Origin of the sequence: Gemmiger gallinarum (assembly GCF_014982805.1) — a bacterium.
Classification (GTDB): Bacteria; Bacillota; Clostridia; order Oscillospirales; family Ruminococcaceae; genus Gemmiger; species Gemmiger gallinarum.
Window position 1 is genome coordinate 1 of the sequence record NZ_JADCKC010000001.1, and the last position, 16,861, is coordinate 16,861.

Annotated in this window: 19 protein-coding genes, 1 tRNA gene and 1 rRNA gene; 16 read left to right on the top strand and 5 right to left on the bottom strand. The window is 58.8% G+C overall.

Annotated features, from left to right (window positions below):
• Positions 1–66: 66 nt before the first annotated feature.
• Positions 67–183 (top strand): 5S ribosomal RNA (gene rrf / locus INF35_RS00005).
• 12 nt (positions 184–195) lie between these two features.
• A tRNA-Glu gene (locus tag INF35_RS00010) sits at positions 196–270 on the top strand.
• A gap of 291 nt (positions 271–561) precedes the next feature.
• Here INF35_RS00010 and INF35_RS00015 read toward each other — a convergent pair.
• On the bottom strand, positions 562–1,182 hold the full coding sequence (locus INF35_RS00015) for a TetR/AcrR family transcriptional regulator (RefSeq protein WP_193499550.1): 621 nt from the start codon (positions 1,180–1,182) through the stop codon (positions 562–564).
• Positions 1,183–1,716: 534 nt separating this feature from the next.
• Here INF35_RS00015 and INF35_RS00020 point away from each other — a divergent pair.
• The 10 genes from INF35_RS00020 (at position 1,717) to fabZ (ending at position 10,428) form a co-directional block, all read left to right on the top strand.
• Positions 1,717–2,313: an alpha/beta hydrolase gene (locus tag INF35_RS00020; RefSeq protein ID WP_193499551.1), complete on the top strand. Its 597-nt coding sequence runs from the start codon at positions 1,717–1,719 to the stop codon at positions 2,311–2,313.
• A 596-nt stretch (positions 2,314–2,909) separates the two neighbouring features.
• The gene (acpP, locus tag INF35_RS00025) at positions 2,910–3,140 is read left to right on the top strand and encodes an acyl carrier protein (RefSeq protein WP_193499552.1); all 231 of its coding nucleotides are present in this window, start codon (positions 2,910–2,912) and stop codon (positions 3,138–3,140) included.
• A gap of 68 nt (positions 3,141–3,208) precedes the next feature.
• Positions 3,209–4,093, top strand: a complete 885-nt coding sequence (gene accD / locus INF35_RS00030) for an acetyl-CoA carboxylase, carboxyltransferase subunit beta (protein WP_193499553.1) — start codon at positions 3,209–3,211, stop codon at positions 4,091–4,093.
• Complete coding sequence (locus INF35_RS00035; RefSeq protein WP_268885718.1) at positions 4,090–5,019, top strand: acetyl-CoA carboxylase carboxyltransferase subunit alpha; 930 nt, start codon at positions 4,090–4,092, stop codon at positions 5,017–5,019. Before accD ends, INF35_RS00035 begins: the two co-directional genes overlap by 4 nt.
• A 23-nt stretch (positions 5,020–5,042) precedes the next feature.
• Positions 5,043–5,999: a beta-ketoacyl-ACP synthase III gene (locus tag INF35_RS00040; RefSeq protein ID WP_193499554.1), complete on the top strand. Its 957-nt coding sequence runs from the start codon at positions 5,043–5,045 to the stop codon at positions 5,997–5,999.
• A complete protein-coding gene (locus INF35_RS00045) occupies positions 5,996–6,940 on the top strand; it encodes a nitronate monooxygenase (RefSeq protein ID WP_193499555.1) in 945 nt (314 codons plus the stop codon). Before INF35_RS00040 ends, INF35_RS00045 begins: the two co-directional genes overlap by 4 nt.
• Before the next feature lie 20 nt (positions 6,941–6,960).
• Positions 6,961–7,896 (top strand): ACP S-malonyltransferase, encoded by a 936-nt coding sequence (fabD, locus tag INF35_RS00050; RefSeq protein ID WP_193499556.1) that lies wholly within the window; start codon positions 6,961–6,963, stop codon positions 7,894–7,896.
• A 2-nt stretch (positions 7,897–7,898) separates the two neighbouring features.
• Positions 7,899–8,654: a 3-oxoacyl-[acyl-carrier-protein] reductase gene (gene fabG / locus INF35_RS00055; RefSeq protein WP_235983062.1), complete on the top strand. Its 756-nt coding sequence runs from the start codon at positions 7,899–7,901 to the stop codon at positions 8,652–8,654.
• Between the two features lie 29 nt (positions 8,655–8,683).
• Positions 8,684–9,931, top strand: coding sequence for a beta-ketoacyl-ACP synthase II (gene fabF / locus INF35_RS00060; protein WP_193499557.1), 1,248 nt, complete (start codon positions 8,684–8,686; stop codon positions 9,929–9,931).
• 2 nt (positions 9,932–9,933) lie between these two features.
• Entirely contained in the window at positions 9,934–10,428 is a 495-nt protein-coding gene (gene fabZ / locus INF35_RS00065) for a 3-hydroxyacyl-ACP dehydratase FabZ (RefSeq protein WP_193499558.1), read from the top strand.
• A 104-nt stretch (positions 10,429–10,532) separates the two neighbouring features.
• On the opposite strand, the gene INF35_RS00070 is transcribed toward fabZ, so the two are convergent.
• From INF35_RS00070 to INF35_RS00085, 4 genes are all read right to left on the bottom strand, one after another.
• Positions 10,533–11,150, bottom strand: a complete 618-nt coding sequence (locus INF35_RS00070; RefSeq protein WP_193499559.1) for a class I SAM-dependent methyltransferase — start codon at positions 11,148–11,150, stop codon at positions 10,533–10,535.
• Between the two features lie 207 nt (positions 11,151–11,357).
• On the bottom strand, positions 11,358–11,576 hold the full coding sequence (locus tag INF35_RS00075; protein WP_193499560.1) for a DUF378 domain-containing protein: 219 nt from the start codon (positions 11,574–11,576) through the stop codon (positions 11,358–11,360).
• An 82-nt stretch (positions 11,577–11,658) separates the two neighbouring features.
• A complete protein-coding gene (locus tag INF35_RS00080) occupies positions 11,659–13,026 on the bottom strand; it encodes a PFL family protein (protein WP_193499561.1) in 1,368 nt (455 codons plus the stop codon).
• Between the two features lie 17 nt (positions 13,027–13,043).
• Positions 13,044–13,313: an ACT domain-containing protein gene (locus INF35_RS00085; RefSeq protein ID WP_193499562.1), complete on the bottom strand. Its 270-nt coding sequence runs from the start codon at positions 13,311–13,313 to the stop codon at positions 13,044–13,046.
• A 232-nt stretch (positions 13,314–13,545) separates the two neighbouring features.
• Here INF35_RS00085 and INF35_RS00090 point away from each other — a divergent pair, with 232 nt between their 5' ends.
• The 4 genes from INF35_RS00090 to INF35_RS00105 all read left to right on the top strand — a co-directional run bounded on the left by INF35_RS00090 (position 13,546) and on the right by INF35_RS00105 (position 16,841).
• Positions 13,546–14,025 carry an Lrp/AsnC family transcriptional regulator gene (locus tag INF35_RS00090; RefSeq protein WP_193500483.1) on the top strand — a complete coding sequence of 160 codons (480 nt, stop codon included), beginning with the start codon at positions 13,546–13,548 and terminating at the stop codon, positions 14,023–14,025.
• On the top strand, positions 14,025–15,203 hold the full coding sequence (locus INF35_RS00095; RefSeq protein ID WP_193500484.1) for a pyridoxal phosphate-dependent aminotransferase: 1,179 nt from the start codon (positions 14,025–14,027) through the stop codon (positions 15,201–15,203). Before INF35_RS00090 ends, INF35_RS00095 begins: the two co-directional genes overlap by 1 nt.
• A gap of 25 nt (positions 15,204–15,228) precedes the next feature.
• The gene (ispE, locus tag INF35_RS00100) at positions 15,229–16,125 is read left to right on the top strand and encodes a 4-(cytidine 5'-diphospho)-2-C-methyl-D-erythritol kinase (protein WP_193499563.1); all 897 of its coding nucleotides are present in this window, start codon (positions 15,229–15,231) and stop codon (positions 16,123–16,125) included.
• 92 nt (positions 16,126–16,217) lie between these two features.
• Positions 16,218–16,841: a stage II sporulation protein R gene (locus INF35_RS00105; RefSeq protein WP_193499564.1), complete on the top strand. Its 624-nt coding sequence runs from the start codon at positions 16,218–16,220 to the stop codon at positions 16,839–16,841.
• The last annotated feature ends 20 nt before the right edge of the window (positions 16,842–16,861 follow it).

A 16,861-nucleotide genomic window follows, 5' to 3' on the forward strand; every position in this document is an offset into this window, starting at 1 on the left:
TCTTATTCAGTTTTGAGGGCACATGCCTTCAGAAAAGAGAATATGCGATCGAAAGATTGTATACCGGCCGGTGTCGATGACGGTGAGGTTCCACCTGTTCCCATTCCGAACACAGAAGTTAAGCTCATTCGTGCCGACGATAGTTGGTTGGAAACGACCTGTGAAAATAGGTAGATGCCGGCTTCTCTTTTATATGGCCCGTTGGTCAAGCGGTTAAGACAGCGGCCTCTCACGCCGTTAACGTGGGTTCGATTCCCGCACGGGTCACCAAAAGACGAAAAACAGCCTATCAGAGTTGATAGGCTGTTTTTCGTTTTGCCTGTTTTTTGAAAAACAAATTCCATAATTACTTAAATAAGGCAGACGCTCTATATAAAAGCGTCTGCCAGCTCTATATGCTTTTAGAAAGATATCTTGCCAGGTAACGGGTGTTGCGCTCCATCGTAACATGCTCCGGCCCTCTGCCGCTTTGCAGGATTTTTATTATTTTGCCATTCTTAAAAGAGCTTGGCGTTTATCTCACTCTCGATTTTTGGCTGTAAAAGTGAAGGAAAAACAATTTTAGAATGGGATTTTACAAAAATCAGTTTTAATGCATGATTTGCTATTTTTGGATAAACAAAGTGTCTGCGCTAAAAATTTAGCCATATAAGAACCGGCTTCTTTTGGAGAAATAGCTGGATTTCTCATGCAGGTGATGAACATTTGACTGCAACCGCCTTTGATATATTCCATCAGTAAGCTTTGCTCATAAACATTGAGCGGTGAGTTGTTCGCAGTAACCAGTTCTTGCAGAGGTGGCATGTAGTATACTTGGAGCTTGCTTAGCAAGTGATTGGCATAAGCACGATCCCCCATGAAATAGTTTAAATGAGGGTATTTTTGAGCTAGAAGAAACAACTGCTGCAGGATTGTGGCGGGGGATGACTGCCCTGGCACAATACTTTCCATCAAAGCTATAAACTCTTGAACAAGGGAATTTTCAATTTTTTGGGCCAAATCAGGAACATCTGCGTAATATCGGTAAAAAGTACCGCGATTTAGACAGGCGTACCGACAGATATCGGTAACGGTGATGCGCTGGGGTGGTTTTGTCTCTAAAAAATGAAGATAAGCTTCATAAATAGCTTTCCGAGAGTAGCGCGAACGCTGATCGATTTTATCGCCTTTTATAGTTATCACCACTTTTTGAACACAAGCATAGGCGAATGTTTGAAATCAAACAATATCAGAGAATATGGATGTTTGCTTTGTGCTTTTTTGGACTATTTATAATAATCACAGATACTGGATGTCAACTGGGGAAGACGGTAGCATTTTCAGCAGACAGTGAGATAATGGAACGAGGCTTCAGAATCTCCCGCGAATAGAAAAGAACTGTATTGTATGGTATAAGAATATAACCGGATCCCGTAACTAAAAAAATATGAGAAAATGCAGATGCCGGTGATTCCAATACTTTTGCCCTGCCTTCAAAGAGGAATGAAATTGTTGTACTACAGAGAACGTTCCGACAAAAAATCAGGCCGGAACGACGCAGTTTTATGGCCAGAGATGGCTACGAGTTGTTTGGATTGTTGTATATACCTGATAATTGCAACACACCTTCCCCTATGATACTTTTTTATCATGGAGGAGGATTTACATATCAGGCAGCAACCCACCATTTTGTGATGGCGCGACGTTTGGCGATGGGGACAGGAGCCAGGGGGGCTTGTGGATTACCGGCTGTCTCCCCGATATAAATTTCCCACGGAACAGCAGGATGCTTTTGATGCCTACCTGTGGGTATTAGAAAATGCAGAACAGATACATATAGATCCTCAGAAGATCGCTGTTTGTGGAGACAGTGCGGGAGGCAATTTGTCGGCAGTAGTGTGTCGTATGGCGCAGAAACAAAAAATCCAAATGCCCTGTGCACAGGAACTGTACTATCCGTTTGCCAATATGGATACAGAGACAAACAGCATGAAAAAGTACCGGAATGCGCCGATGTGTGGGGGAAAGCAATCAAAAGTCTTTAACAAATTGTTCTTTGGCGATATGCCGGAACCGCTTGAGTACGCTTCGCTTGTAGAAGCGGAAAATCTTGAGGGAATGCCCCCTACATATATAGAAAGCGCAGAGTATGATCCGCTGCTGGACGGTGCCGTTGCATACGGAGAAAAATTGAAGGTTAGCGGCGTGGCGGTTGAAGAAAATCATACAAAAGGTACGATGCATGGATACGATATTGCAGTAGACAGCGTATTTGTTCAAACGCTTATGAAAAAGAGAGTGGCTTTTCTGAAAAGATATTTTCAGCAGCGATAGATTCATTCAGAGAAGCCGAAACACAAACGCAGCCTTTGCATCGGTAGTTTATAAAAAATAAGTATAGCAACTTGGGGGCAATGAGAATGGGAGGAAACTTGTAAAACAAAAGCTCCGTCCCATTGAGATCCAAACTGTACAGAACAAAATTCGATCAAGAAACGCATGAAAAGACACGGCAGCAATGCCGTGTCTTTTTGGCATTTGGAAAAAGAAATAAAGGATCGATGAGTCCGCGGTTCCATAAAAACAAGGCCGCAAAACTCTAACTGCAAGGCGGCAGATACCGCCTTGCAGTAATTTTCGATGCTTCATAGTTCTTTTGAAACCTTCGTTTTCTTATATCCCTTGCGCTTTACGCCTCCGTGGTTTTTAGGGGCGCCTATTACGGAATGTTGAACACTTGTACTTATTTTGTACAAAAGCAACGGTTTATTTGTGCTCACAGCACAAAGCTTTTGGTCGGAAGGGCGAAAGCAAAAAAATACGCTTGACAAGGCAAAAATCTCTGATATGATATGTTCATAAGATTTATCTAAATAAATTTAGGTAAATTATTTTAATTCAAATACAGACAATCAAAAGGAGAACGTATCATGGAATTCGAAACTCTCAAACAGATCATTTCCGACACCTTCAGCTGTGACGAAGCCAAGATCACCATGGAGGCCTCTCTGGCCGATGACCTGGGCGCCGACAGCCTGGACGCTGTTGAGCTGAACATGGCTCTGGAGGAAGCCTGCGGCATTGCCATCCCCGATGAGGAGCTGGGCAATATGAAAACCGTCAAGGACATCTACGATTACCTGCAGGCCCACGCTGAGTAATTTTCCGGGAAAAGCTGCAAACTGCGTTCGTCCGGCGTTGCCGGGAGCGGAAACAAGGAGATCCGAACATGGCAAATGTTTTAGATAAAATCGGCAGGGTGAGCCGCCAGGGGGAACTGATCCGCAAGGCAGCACCCGAAAGCGGCGAGCTTGCCCCGGTCTGGCAGGAACCCACCTTTGTGACCTGTCCCACCTGCAAGCGCCGGGCCACCCGCAAGATCTGGGCGGAAACATTGTATGTCTGCCCCAACTGCGGTCACTATCAGCCTATCGGCGGGTATTACCGTCTGTCGCTGATCCTGGACCACGGCAGCTTCCGGGAGCTGGATGAAAAGCTCCGTGCCAAAGACGTGCTGAACTTTCCCGGCTACGCCGAGAAGCTGGCCGTTCAGAGCCGCAAGACCGGTCTGAATGACGCCGCCATCACGGCGACAGGCAAGATCGAAGGCATGCCGGTGGTCGTGGCCGTGTTGGACAGCCGGTTTTTTATGGGAAGCATGGGCACCGCCGTCGGGGAAAAGATCACCCGTGCGGTGGAGTATGCCCAGGCCAAAAAACTGCCTCTTATCATCTTTTCTGCCAGCGGCGGCGCCCGGATGCAGGAGGGTATTTTCAGCCTGATGCAGATGGCAAAAACCAGCTCCGCCATCGCAGAGTTTTCCTCCCGGGGCGGGTTGTTCATCAGCTACCTGACCCATCCCACCACCGGCGGCGTGACCGCCAGCTTTGCCAGCCTGGGCGACATCATGCTGGCGGAGCCGGGCGCACTCATCGGGTTTGCAGGTCCGCGAGTCATTGAGCAGACTATCGGCCAGAAACTGCCCGCCGGTTTCCAGCGCAGTGAATTCCAGGAGGAACACGGCTTCGTGGACGACATTGTGCCGCGCAGCGAAATGAAAGCAACTCTGGCGCAGCTGCTGCGCCTGCACACCAAAGGGGGACGCCGAGCTTGATTAAGGATATCTTGCGCATGACCGATGCGCTGGAACAGGAACTTGCCACGCTGGACGACGTGGATACGCCCCAGGCGAAGCTGCGCCGCAAGCAGATCGAGCGTGACCGTGCCGAGCTGCTGGAAAGCTGCACCGCCCTCCACGCGGAGGACAAGGTCTTTCTGGCGCGGCATCCCCATCGCCCCAAGATCGACGACTACATCAACGCCCTTTTCACCGACTTTTTCGTCCAGCGCGGCGACCGTCAGTGCAAGGAGGACGAAAGTATACTGGGCGGCATTGCCCTGTACAAGGGCCGTCCGGTGACCGTCATCGGCCACCGCAAGGGCAACACCCTTGAGGAAAACATGAAGTACAACTTCGGCATGCCCGGCCCCGAGGGCTACCGCAAGGCGCTGCGCCTGATGAAGCAGGCGGAGAAATTCGGCCGCCCCATCATCACTTTCATTGATACGCCGGGTGCCTACCCGGGCATGGAGGCCGAGATGCGGGGCCAGGGCGAGGCCATTGCCCGCAACCTGGCCGAAATGAGCCAGCTGACGGTGCCGGTCATTGCCATCGTCACCGGCGAGGGCAGCAGCGGCGGCGCTCTGGCGCTGGGCGTTGCCAACCGGGTGCTCATGCTGGAAAACGCCATTTACAGCGTGCTCAGCCCCGAGGGCTTTGCCAGCATTCTGTGGAAGGATGCCACCCGCCACGCAGAGGCCTGCGATGTGATGAAACTGACGGCGCAGGACCTGCTGGGCTTCGGCATCATTGATGAGGTCATTCCCGAGCCCATGGGCGGCGCACAGACCGATCCCAAGAGCCTGTTTGCCTGCCTGGATGTGGTGCTGGACAAAAATCTGTCCCAGCTGTGCAAGATGAGCGGCAATGCGCTGACCAACCAGAGGTATAAGAAATTCCGTCAGATGGGCCAGGTCTGAACCCGGTCCGCATAGGAGGAGCCATGACAGGATTACAACTGATCGGCACCGGCCGGGCCCTGCCCAAACGGTGTGTGACCAACGATGAACTGAGCCTGACGGTGGATACCAGCGACGCCTGGATCTCCGAGCGGACGGGCATACGCAACCGCTATTTCTGCGGGGAAGGGGAGAGCACCGTCACCCTGGCGGTGGCGGCAGCCCGCCAGGCCCTGGAGGGCGCGGGCATTGCTCCGGAGCAGATCGCCTGCTGCATCTGTGCCACCGTATCGGGAGACTATGCCACGCCCAGTGTTGCCTGCATGGTACAGGCGGAACTCGGCCTGCCCGAGGACATTCCGGTGCTGGATGTCAACGCGGCCTGCTCCGGATTCTTGTACGGCACCGTCACGGCGGCGGGCCTTCTGGAAAACTGCGGCGGCGACTATGCCTTGGTTGTGGGCTGCGAGCAGCTTTCCCGCCTGCTGGACATGACCGACCGCAGCACTTGTGTGCTGTTCGGCGACGGTGCGGGCGCGGCGGTGTACCGTAAGGAACCCGGCAAGCCGTTGGTATCCTGTCTGGGGGCCCGGGGCAGCAAGGCCATTGTGGCCGAAGGCCCTGGCCCCGAAACCAGCAAGATCGGTATGGACGGCCGGGCGGTGTTCCGCTTTGCGGTGGAAGCCATCCCACACTGCCTGCATGAGACGCTGGCCAGGGCAGGCAAGACGCTGGATGAGGTGGACTGGGTGGTCTGCCATCAGGCAAACGCCCGTATCATCGACCACTGCGTCAAAAAGCTGGGTGCTCCGCCCGAAAAGTTCTATAAAAATATCGACCGTTACGGCAACACCAGCGCCGCCAGCATTCCCATGGCCCTGCGCGATATGCGCGAGGCCGGGCTGCTGAAAGACGGTCAGACGGTTTTGTGCATCGGTTTTGGCGGCGGCCTGACCTGGGCCGGGGTGCTGCTGACCGTATCCATGGGGGAAGAAAAATGAAACTGCTCAACGAGATCCTCGGGACCAAGTATCCCATCATTCAGGGCGGCATGGCCAACATTGCCACCGGAGAGTTTGCCGCAGCCTGCTCCAACGCAGGCGCCCTGGGCATCATCGGGGCGGGCGGCGTCCGCAGCGCCGACGATCTGCGGGGCCACATCCGCCGCTGCCGGGAACTGACCGACAAGCCCTTCGGCGTCAACATCATGCTCATGCACCCCTGCGCCGATGAGTTCGCCCAGGTGGTGGCGGAGGAGCATGTCCCCGTGGTCACCACCGGTGCAGGCAACCCCGGCAAGTATGTTGCCAAGTGGAAGGAAGCCGGCATCATCATCATTCCCGTGGTGGCCGCTGCGGTGCTGGCAAAGCACCTGGCCAAGTCGGGGGTGGATGCCATCATCGCCGAGGGCACCGAGAGCGGCGGCCATGTGGGCGAGATGGCCACCATGGCCCTGGTGCCCCAGGTGGTGGACGCGGTGGACCTGCCGGTCATTGCGGCGGGCGGCATCGCGGACGGCCGTCAGATGGCGGCAGCCCTGGCCCTGGGGGCCTGCGGTGTTCAGGTGGGTACCTGCCTGCTGGCCAGCACCGAGTGCCCCATCCATGAAAACTACAAGGCCGCCCTGCTCAAGGCCAAGGACAGCGATACCATCGTCACCGGCCGCATCGGCGGCACCCCGGTCCGCGTGCTGAAAAACCGCATGAGCCGGGAGTACGTCCGCCGGGAAAAGGCGGGGGCCGACAAGATGGAACTGGAACAGTACACGCTGGGCAGCCTGCGCCGCGCCGTGTTTGAGGGTGACACCGACACCGGCAGCCTGATGGCGGGCCAGGTCAGCGGCATGCTCCACGACATCCGCCCGGCGGCGGAAATTCTGGATGAGCTCTGGACGGGAGCACAGCGCCGCATCGCCGAGATTCAGAATCTGGCACAGGCCTGAATGACAGGGGAGGTACTTTGATGAAACTGGCATTTTTGTACGCGGGCCAGGGCAGCCAGCATGCCGGCATGGGCCGCGATCTCTATGAGAGCAGCGCCGACTTCCGGGCAGCTTTTGACGCTGCCAAGCTGGATTTCGACCTGAAATCCGTCTGCTTTGACGACCCTGATGGGGTCATCAACCAGACCCAGTATACCCAGCCCTGCATGGTGGCTTTTGCGGCGGGTGTTACCGCGGCGCTGTACGCGGCAGGGATTCGGCCCGAGTACGCGGCAGGCCTTTCTCTGGGCGAGTATTCCGCCCTGCAGGCGGCAGGCGTCTTTGACGCCGCCACCGCCGTGGAACTGGCAGCCTTCCGGGGCAAGGCCATGGCCAAGGCGGCCGATGGCATTGACTGCGGCATGACCGCGGTGCTGGCCCTTGACCGGGACAAGCTGCAGGCCTGCTGCGACGAGGCTTCTTCCCAGGGCGTGGTGCAGATCTGCAACTACAACTGCCCCGGTCAGCTGGTCATCGGCGGCGAGAAGGCTGCTGTGGACCGTGCGTCGGAACTGGCCAAGGCGGCGGGCGCCAAGCGTTGCCTGCCCCTCAAGGTCAGCGGACCCTTCCACACCAGCCTGATGCACCCGGCGGGGGAGGAACTCCAGGAAAAATTCCGCACCGTCACCTTCGGCGAGATGCAGATCCCGGTGCTGTTCAACTGCCTGGGCCATGAAAAGGCCGCGGAGGATACCATCCCCGACCTGTTGGTCCGTCAGGTGCAGAGCAGTGTTTACATGGAGGACACCATCCGCCGTCTGGGCGAGCTGGGTGTGGATACCATTGTGGAGATCGGTCCCGGCCGTGCTTTGTCCGGTTTTGTGAAAAAGACGCTGGGCACCTCGGTGCGCTGCCTGGCGGTGGAGACCGCCCAGGAGCTGGCCGCCGCAGTGGCTGAGCTGAAAGGGGAGGCCTGAACATGAAGGAAGCTATGGTTCCCGACCGCCGCGTTGCCGTTGTCACCGGCGGCAGCCGGGGCATCGGCCGCGCCGTCTGCGTGCGGCTGGCAAAGGCGGGCTATGACATCTGCCTCAACTATGCGGGCAATGCCGCGGCCGCCGAGGAGACTGCCGCTCTCTGCCGGGAGGCGGGGGCACAGGTGCTGACGGTGCAGGCCGATGTCTCCTCTACCCAGGGCTGCACCGACCTCTTCGACGCGGTCAAGAAGCAGTTTGGCCGGGTGGACGTGCTGGTCAATAATGCCGGCATTACCCGGGACGGCCTGCTGCTGCGCATGAGCGAGGCCGACTACGACGCGGTGCTGGGCACCAACCTGAAGGGCGCGGTGTTCTGCTGCAAGGCGGCATCCCGCATGATGATGCACCAGCGTTACGGCCGCATCATCAACATGACCAGCGTGGTGGGCCTGCGGGGCAACGCGGGCCAGGTCAACTACGCGGCCAGCAAGGCGGGCCTGATCGGCCTGACCAAGAGCCTGGCCAAAGAGCTGGCTTCCCGCAATATCACGGTCAACGCGGTGGCTCCCGGCTTTGTGGGTACCGAGATGACCGCCGCCATGCCGGAAGCCGCCCGCACGGCGGCGCTGGCCACCATCCCGGCGGGCCGCATGGCCGACCCGGACGAGATCGCCCGGGCGGTGGAATTTTTTGCCGCCGAAGGCAGTTCCTACATTACCGGACAGGTGCTTTGCGTCGACGGCGGCATGGCCGTCTGACCCGGCAGAACATGATAAGGAGTACAGTTATGGACAAACGCAGAGTCGTCGTCACCGGCCTTGGCACGGTGAATCCTATCGGACACAACACTGCCGAGACCTGGGCCGCCGCCAAGGCAGGCGTCTGCGGCATCGCGCCCATCACCCTGTTTGACGCCAGCAATTTCAAGGTACATCTGGCGGGGGAAGTCAAGGACTTTGACCCTCAGCCGGTTATCGAGCGGCGGGACGCCAAAAAGATGGCCCGCTTCACCCAGTTCGCCGTCTATGCGGCAGCGGAGGCCCTGGCGGACAGCGGCCTTTCCGTCGACCCTGATTCCCCGGAGGCTGCCCGCTGCGGCGTTATTGTTTCCAGCGGCATCGGCGGCCTGCCCGTCATCGAGGAAGAGCATTCCCGCGGCCTGCAGAAGGGCTTTGAGCGGGTCAGCCCCTTCTTTGTGCCCATGACCATCGCCAATATGGCGGCGGCCCAGATCGCCATCCGCACCGGCTTCAAGGGCATGTGCAACTGCCCCGTCACCGCCTGCGCCGGCGGTACCAACGCGGTGGGCGACGCTTTCCATCGCATCCGCGACGGTTACGAGGATGTCATGCTCTGCGGCGGCGCCGAAAGCTGCATCAGCGAGCTGGGCATCGGCGGCTTCTCCAGCATGAAAGCCCTGTGCAATGCCGAGGACCCCGCCTGCGCCAGCGTTCCCTTTGATGCCCGCCGTTCCGGCTTCGTCATGGGCGAGGGCGGCGGCGTCCTGGTTCTGGAGGAACTGGAGCACGCCAAGGCCCGCGGCGCAAAGATCTACGCCGAGATGATCGGCTACGGCGCCAACTGCGACGCCTACCACATCACCGCACCGGCACCGGAGGGGGCAGGCGGCGCGGCCTGCATGACCCTGGCCATTCAGGATGCAGACATTCAGCCGGAGGATGTGGACTACATCAACGCCCACGGCACCTCCACCCACATGAACGACTCCTGTGAGACTGCTGCCATCAAGACGGCTTTCGGCGACTGGGCGTATAAACTTTGCGTGTCCAGCACCAAGTCCATGACCGGCCACCTGCTGGGCGGCGCGGGCGGCGTGGAGGCGGTCCTCACCGTTATGGCGCTGCACGACGGCTTTGTCCCCGCCACCATCCATTATGAGCAGCCCGACCCCGAGTGCGATCTGGACTATGTGCCCAACACCGGCCGGGAGATGCCCCTGCGCTGCGCCATGAGCAACAGCCTGGGCTTCGGCGGTCACAACGCCTGCATCGTCCTGCGCAAATGGGAGGGCTGAACATGAACGTTGAAAGTTCCATTCCCGCCCTCCCGCGGGAGAACGCCAACACCCTGACCTGCGACGAGATCGCCAGCATTCTGCCCCACCGCTATCCCTTTGCCCTGGTGGACCGCATCCTGGATATGGAACCGGGCCAGTGGGCGGTGGGCCGCAAATGCGTCAGCGGAAACGAGGCCTTTTTCTGCGGACATTTCCCGGAGTACAAGGTCATGCCCGGCGTGCTGATCCTGGAGGCCATGGCCCAGGTGGGGGCGGTGGCGCTGCTCTGCCAGCCGGAAAACCGCGGCAAACTGGCCTTCTTCGGCGGCGTCAAGAACGCCCGCTTCAAATATCAGGTCACTCCCGGCGATGTGCTGGAACTCCGCTGTGAGATCGTGCGCCGGGTGGGCCCGGTGGGGTACGGCATGGCCCGCGCCTTTGTGGACGGCAAACTGGCTGCCCAGGCCGAGCTGACCTTTGCCCTCAGCGCGCCCAAGGCGGATGCCGCTCAGTGACAAAATAGATAAAATCAAAAAGAGGTACTCCCGCTGCACAGAATGCGGCGGAAGTACCTCTTTTTCTTGATTCCCGATGAGCGCGCTGTATGCCCCAGGCTGACTTACTTTCTTAAGGACAGAAGCCCCGAACAGTAGGAAAACGGCTCAAATTGCATGGTCGGGAAACTGGACTTCAGCTCGTCAAAGACAAAGTAAATCTCGTCCTCGTCCCAGCTGTCGCCCGCCTCAGCCCGGCAGGCTTCCAGCTCCCGGCGGGTGGCAAAGGCCACATCCCCGATATAGAGGCTGCCGCCTTCCCGCAGACAGGACAGCAGCTCCCCGAGAAAGGAGACCTTTTGCGCATCGGTGAGGTGGTGCAGGGAATAGGTGGCCAGAATGGCATCATAGCGGTTTTGCCGCAGCGGGGCGGCCAGCCCTTTGGAAAAATCCCCCTGAACCAGGATGGCCTCCGGCATTTTTTGCTGGGCCAGCTCGATCATTTTGGAGGAAAAGTCCTGCCCGAAGATCCGGCACCCCTGTTCGTACAGTCGGGCAGTCAGAACACCGGTACCAAACCCGATATCCAGAATATCCCGCCCCGGAGCGCTCAGTACCCGGCGGAAAATCTCATCCATAATGTCCTGATACCCGGCAAACGGGTAGCGGCTGTTCTCGTCGGAACGGCGGACGCTGTTGTCGTACTCCTGCGCCCAAAGATTGAACCCCTGATTGTCCAGCATGAGAAAACTCCTTGTGCTTTTTCAGGCATTCTACCATATCCGGGCAGACTGGTAAAGACTCTGATACAATCCGAGGCGCAGCAGGGAACGATCCCGATACAAAAACACGGCGGCCCGCAAGGGCAGCCGTGTAAGGGGCAGGGGATAAGTAGCACGCCGGCACAAAGGGCACCGGCGCAGCGGGCGTTCCTGCAGCCCGCCGAAGGCTTACTGGGCGTCCCGGTTCTCGGGCGGCTTGGACATGAACAGCGTGGGGATCAATGCGATCGCCGCCAGGCCCACCAGGATGAACACCGCGCGGGCCAGCCAGCCAAGACTGCCGCCGAACAGCCAGCCCACCGCGTCGAACGCCCAGATGCCGTAGATGCCCCAGTTCAGCCCGCCGATAATGACGAGCAGGAGCAGGATCTTCTGAAATAAGGACATGAAAAACATCCTCCTTTCCACTGGCAGTATTGCCGGGCAGGAGGATGTTTATGCACACTTTATGGTTTGGGGGCAGGGAAGATCAGTTCTTCAGTGCCTGCATGGGGGCGGGAATGCGTCCGCCGCGATGGATCATGACGTCAGGCTTGAACTTGGAGATGGGCATAATGGGAGCGTGACCCAGCAGACCGCCGAAGTCCAGCACATCGCCCGCCTTGTGTCCAATGGCCGGGATGACGCGGACGGCAGTGGTCTTGCTGTTGACCATGCCGATGGCTGCCTCGTCGGCAATCAGGGCGCTGATGACCTCGGCGGAGGTGTCGCCGGGGATGACCACCATGTCGATGCCCACCGAGCAGACTGCGGTCATGGCTTCCAGCTTTTCCAGCGTTAGGCTGCCGCACTCAGCGGCCTTGATCATGCCGTCGTCCTCGGAGACCGGAATGAAGGCGCCGGACAGGCCGCCCACATGGTTGGAGGCCATAACGCCGCCTTTCTTGACTGCGTCGTTGAGCAGGGCCAGGCAGGCGGTGGTACCGCAGCAGCCGCAGCTTTCCAGGCCCATCTCTTCCAGAATGTTGGCCACACTGTCGCCGATGGCCGGGGTGGGCGCCAGGGACAGGTCGATGATGCCGGCGGGCACGCCCAGCCGCTCGCTGGCCAGGTTGGCCACCAGCTGGCCCAGACGGGTGATCTTGAAGGCGGTGCGCTTGACCAGTTCGGCCACCTCGTCCATAGGGGCGTCCTTGGGCAGCTTGGCTAGGGCGGCACGCACAGCGCCGGGGCCGGAAACACCCACGTGGATCTCGCAGTCGGGCTCGCCGGGACCATGGAAGGCGCCCGCCATGAAGGGGTTGTCCTCCGGCGCGTTGCAGAAGACCACCAGCTTGGCGTCGCCCATGCACATGTTGTCCTGGGTCAGCTCGGCGGTTTTGCGGACCACCTGGCCCATCATGCGCACCGCGTCCATGTTGATGCCGGACTTGGTGGAGCCCACGTTGATGCTGGAGCAGACGATCTCGGTCTCGGCCAGGGCGCGGGGAATGCTCTCGATCAGGCGTTTGTCGCCTGCCGAAAAGCCCTTGTGCACCAGCGCGCCGAAACCGCCGATGAAGTTGACACCCACCGTTTTGGCGGCGGCATCCAGGGCTTTGGCGTAGTCTACGGGATCGGCATCGGGTGCGGCGCCCAGAAGCATGGAGATGGGAGTGACGCTGATGCGCTTGTTGACAATGGGAATGCCGTACTCGGCGCTGATGGCGTCCACCACGGGAACCAAGTTTTTGGCGCGGGAAACAATTTTGTTGTAGATCTTTTCGCAGGCTGCCTTGCCGTCGGGGTCAATGCAGTCGAGCAGGCTGATGCCCATCGTTACGGTGCGGACATCGAGATTCTCGTTTGTCAGCATCTCGATGGTTTCCATAATATCGCCGCTGTTCAGTATCCGCATGTTAGCAAACCCCTCCGTCAGATTTTGTGCATGGCGTCAAAGACTTCCTGACGCGTCAGCGTGACCTGCATCTTCATTTCCTTGCCCAGCTCGTCAAAGCGGGCGCGGACAGCGTCCTGCGGAACGTTTGCCTTGGACAGGTCCACCAGCATGATCATGCAGAACATTTCCTGCATGATGCTCTGGGTCACATCCTCAATGTTGATGTTCATTTCGGCGCACACGGTGCCGACTTTGGCGACAACGCCGACGGTATCATGGCCGATGACGGTAATGACAGCTTTCATAATAAATATCCCCCATCCCAGATATATTGGATATTGCGAACACAGCCATTATAACAGATTTCTTTCCGTTTGGATACCACTGTACAGGAATTTATAGCGCAAAAGCGGCCATGCCCCGGAAAAAGGGATGCAAACCCCGGACCGATATGCTATAATGACAGAAAAATCTGTTTTGGCACGCGCCCTGCCGGCACTGCGGTCCGGGGCGGGAAAGGAGCGAGTTATGGAAAAGATGGAAGAATTGCTGCATATTCTGGAGAAAAACGCACGCCTTCCGCTGGAGGATATCGCTGCGATGATGGATGTCCCCGCCGCCGAGGCCGCCGCACTGATGGATGAGGCGACCGAGAAGGGGTATGTCCGGGGCTATCAGGCGCTGGTGGACTGGGAAAAGGCCGGCGTCAATCAGGTGGAGGCTGTGATCGAGCTGCACGTGTCTCCCCGCAAAGACCGCGGATTTGAGGAGATTGCCGCCACCATTGCAGCCTTTGAGGAAGTGGACGGCGTCATGCTCATGAGCGGCGGCTATGATCTGCTGGTCACCATCAAAGGCAGCAGTTTCCAGCAGATTGCCCTGTTTGTGGCCATGCGGCTTTCCCCGCTGGACGACGTGCTGTCCACGGCCACCAGCTTTGTGCTGCGCCCGTACAAGCGCGGCGGCATCCTGTTTCAGGATGAAGAGATCGACGAAAGAGAGTGTACGGTGCTGTGATGGATTACGAATCTTTGCTTTCTCCCCGGGCGAAGGCCATGCGTCCTTCCGGAATCCGCAAGTTTTTTGACCTTGCGGCCGATATGCCGGAGTGCATTTCTCTGGGTGTGGGTGAGCCGGACTTCAAGACGCCCTGGAGCGTGCGCGACGCGGCCATCCGGACTCTGCAGCAGGGGCGGACCCGCTACACCGCCAACGCAGGCATGAAGGAACTGCGGGACGAGATCTGCAAGTATCTTGACCGCCGCTTTGACCTGCACTACCATCCCGAGGATGAAGTTCTCGTCACGGTAGGCGGCAGCGAGGCCATTGACATGGCCATCCGCGCCCTGGTGGAGCCGGGGGATGAGGTCATCATTCCCGAACCCTGTTTTGTCTGCTACGAGCCCATCACCGAGCTGACCGGTGGCGTCCCGGTGCATATCGCCACCCGGCCGGAGGACGGTTTCCGCCTCAAGGCGGAGCAGCTGCGGGCGGCCATCACCCCCAAAACCAAGCTGCTGATCCTGCCGTACCCCAATAACCCCACCGGCGGCGTTATGGAGCGCGCCGACCTGGAGGCCATCGCCGAGGTCCTGCGCGGCACCAACGTTCTGGTGCTGTCGGATGAGATCTACTCCGAGCTGACCTACGGCCCTGAGCACCACGTCAGCATTGCGGCCCTGCCCGGCATGCGGGAGCACACCATTGTGGTCAACGGTTTTTCCAAGTCCTACGCCATGACGGGCTGGCGGCTGGGCTACGCGGTTGGCCCCGCTCCCATCATCAAGGTCATGACCAAGATCCACCAGAGCTGCATCATGTCGGCTCCCACCACCAGTCAGTACGCCGCCATTACCGCCCTGCGCCAGTGCGACGATCAGATCGAAAAAATGCGGGACGAGTATAACCGCCGCCGCCGTTTTCTGGTCAAGGCCCTGAACGATATGGGCATGGACTGCTTTACGCCGTTGGGAGCTTTCTATGTATTCCCCAGTATTCAGGTGTCGGGACTGAGCAGCGCCGCCTTCTGCGAGCTGCTTTTGCAGGAAAAGCATGTTGCCATCGTTCCCGGCGACGCTTTCGGGGCATCCGGTGAGGGCTACGCCCGCATCAGTTACGCCTACAGCGTGGAGTATCTTGAGACTGCCATCAAGCGGATGCGCGCATTTTTGAAAGAACACGGCTGGCACAAGTAAGCCGCTTCTCGGGGAGGAAACACCAATGCAAAAACAAAGCGTAACGGTTATTGCGCCCGCCAAGCTGAACCTTTCCCTGGACGTTGTGGGCCTTTTGCCCAACGGATACCATGATCTTGACATGGTCATGCAGGCCATCACTCTGCGGGAACAGCTGACTTTGCGCCGCAGCGAGACCCTCAACGTACGTATGCCCGGCAGCTTTGTGCCGGTCAATGACAAGAACACGGCCGTCAAAGCGGCCATGGCCTTCTTCCACTATACCGGGCTGCTGGCCGGGGTGGATATCACCATCCGCAAGACGATCCCGGTGCGGGCCGGTATGGCGGGGGGCAGTGCCGACGCCGCCGGGGTGCTGGTGGGCATGAACGAACTGTACGGCGCCCGCCTTTCCATGAGCGAACTCTGCGCCCTGGGGGCAACCATCGGCGCCGACGTGCCCTTTGCCCTCATGGGGGGTACCTGCCGGGTGCAGGGGGTGGGGGACTTCATCAAAGCCCTGCCGCCCTGCCCGCCCTGCTGGTTCGTGGTGGTCATGCCGTCGGTGGGCGTCTCCACGCCGGAGGCCTTCCAGAGGTACGACACCATGGGCAGCCCTGTCCATCCCGACTGCCAGGCCCAGGAGGATGCCATCCGGGCAGGGGACCTTGCGGGCCTCTGCCGGGCGGCGGGCAATGCCCTGGAACATTGCAGCGGCGCCGAGGAAACCCCTGCCATCCGGAAACTTCTGGACGAGGCCGGGGCCTGCACCAGCCTCATGACCGGGTCGGGGGCGGCAGTGTTCGGCATCTTTGACGACGAGGCCAAAGCCCGTGCCGCCCGCACCGCCCTGCAAAAACAGTATAAAAAGGTGTATCTGGCAAAGCCGGACCTGGGCGGCGCCCGGGTGGTGTACAGCCGTCCCCTCAAAGCCAAAAACTGATTGGATTTTATGTATAGACCCTCCGGGTCGGGACCATACTTTCTTTGCCGCCAAACTCCGGCGGAAAAAGAGGTTTCGACCGGGAGGGTTTTATGAAACAGCGAACTTTTCGCCTGCCCGTCCGCCGTGCCGCCGTTGAGATCGGCGTGGCACTGGGGCTGGTTTTGACCGTTGTACTTACCGCGGCGCTCTGGCACCGCCAGCAGGTATCTGCCGCCGTCTGCGCGGACACCCTTCGCCTGCATATCCTTGCCAACAGCGACACCATCGAGGACCAGCTGCTCAAGCTGAAGGTCCGGGATGCCGTTCTCACCGAGATGCCCGATATCCTGGCCGATGCCGACGACAAGGCAGACGCCGTCGCGGCGGTGAACGCCGCTCAGCGCCGCCTGCAAAAGACGGCGGAGGACACCCTGCGCCGGGTGGGCAGTGCCCAGACCGTTGCCGTCCGGCTGGAACAGGCGGAATTTGCTGCCAGGGATTACGGCAGTTTCCGTCTGCCCGGCGGGACCTACACTGCCCTGCGCATCGAGCTGGGCAAAGCGGAGGGCCATAACTGGTTCTGCGTGCTGTATCCGGAGCTGTGCATCGGCAGCAGCGAGGCGCAGTATAAGGACGAGGCCGAGAACGCTCTGGTTTTCGGCGGGTATGAAGTCCGGTTTGCCCTGCTGGACGGGGCAAAAAAACTGGCGGATGTCATCCGCGGCATCGGATGAACGATAGATAGAAAGGAAAA

Excerpts from the sequence above, each read along its gene's own strand:
- acpP (WP_193499552.1), top strand. The coding sequence starts at position 2,910 with ATGGAATTCGAAACTCTCAAACAGATCATTTCCGACACCTTCAGCTGT.
- accD (WP_193499553.1), top strand. The coding sequence starts at position 3,209 with ATGGCAAATGTTTTAGATAAAATCGGCAGGGTGAGCCGCCAGGGGGAA.
- INF35_RS00040 (WP_193499554.1), top strand. The coding sequence starts at position 5,043 with ATGACAGGATTACAACTGATCGGCACCGGCCGGGCCCTGCCCAAACGG.
- INF35_RS00045 (WP_193499555.1), top strand. The coding sequence starts at position 5,996 with ATGAAACTGCTCAACGAGATCCTCGGGACCAAGTATCCCATCATTCAG.
- fabD (WP_193499556.1), top strand. The coding sequence starts at position 6,961 with ATGAAACTGGCATTTTTGTACGCGGGCCAGGGCAGCCAGCATGCCGGC.
- fabG (WP_235983062.1), top strand. The coding sequence starts at position 7,899 with ATGAAGGAAGCTATGGTTCCCGACCGCCGCGTTGCCGTTGTCACCGGC.
- fabF (WP_193499557.1), top strand. The coding sequence starts at position 8,684 with ATGGACAAACGCAGAGTCGTCGTCACCGGCCTTGGCACGGTGAATCCT.
- fabZ (WP_193499558.1), top strand. The coding sequence starts at position 9,934 with ATGAACGTTGAAAGTTCCATTCCCGCCCTCCCGCGGGAGAACGCCAAC.
- INF35_RS00070 (WP_193499559.1), bottom strand. The coding sequence starts at position 11,150 with ATGCTGGACAATCAGGGGTTCAATCTTTGGGCGCAGGAGTACGACAAC.
- INF35_RS00075 (WP_193499560.1), bottom strand. The coding sequence starts at position 11,576 with ATGTCCTTATTTCAGAAGATCCTGCTCCTGCTCGTCATTATCGGCGGG.
- INF35_RS00080 (WP_193499561.1), bottom strand. The coding sequence starts at position 13,026 with ATGCGGATACTGAACAGCGGCGATATTATGGAAACCATCGAGATGCTG.
- INF35_RS00085 (WP_193499562.1), bottom strand. The coding sequence starts at position 13,313 with ATGAAAGCTGTCATTACCGTCATCGGCCATGATACCGTCGGCGTTGTC.
- INF35_RS00090 (WP_193500483.1), top strand. The coding sequence starts at position 13,546 with ATGGAAGAATTGCTGCATATTCTGGAGAAAAACGCACGCCTTCCGCTG.
- INF35_RS00095 (WP_193500484.1), top strand. The coding sequence starts at position 14,025 with ATGGATTACGAATCTTTGCTTTCTCCCCGGGCGAAGGCCATGCGTCCT.
- ispE (WP_193499563.1), top strand. The coding sequence starts at position 15,229 with ATGCAAAAACAAAGCGTAACGGTTATTGCGCCCGCCAAGCTGAACCTT.
- INF35_RS00105 (WP_193499564.1), top strand. The coding sequence starts at position 16,218 with ATGAAACAGCGAACTTTTCGCCTGCCCGTCCGCCGTGCCGCCGTTGAG.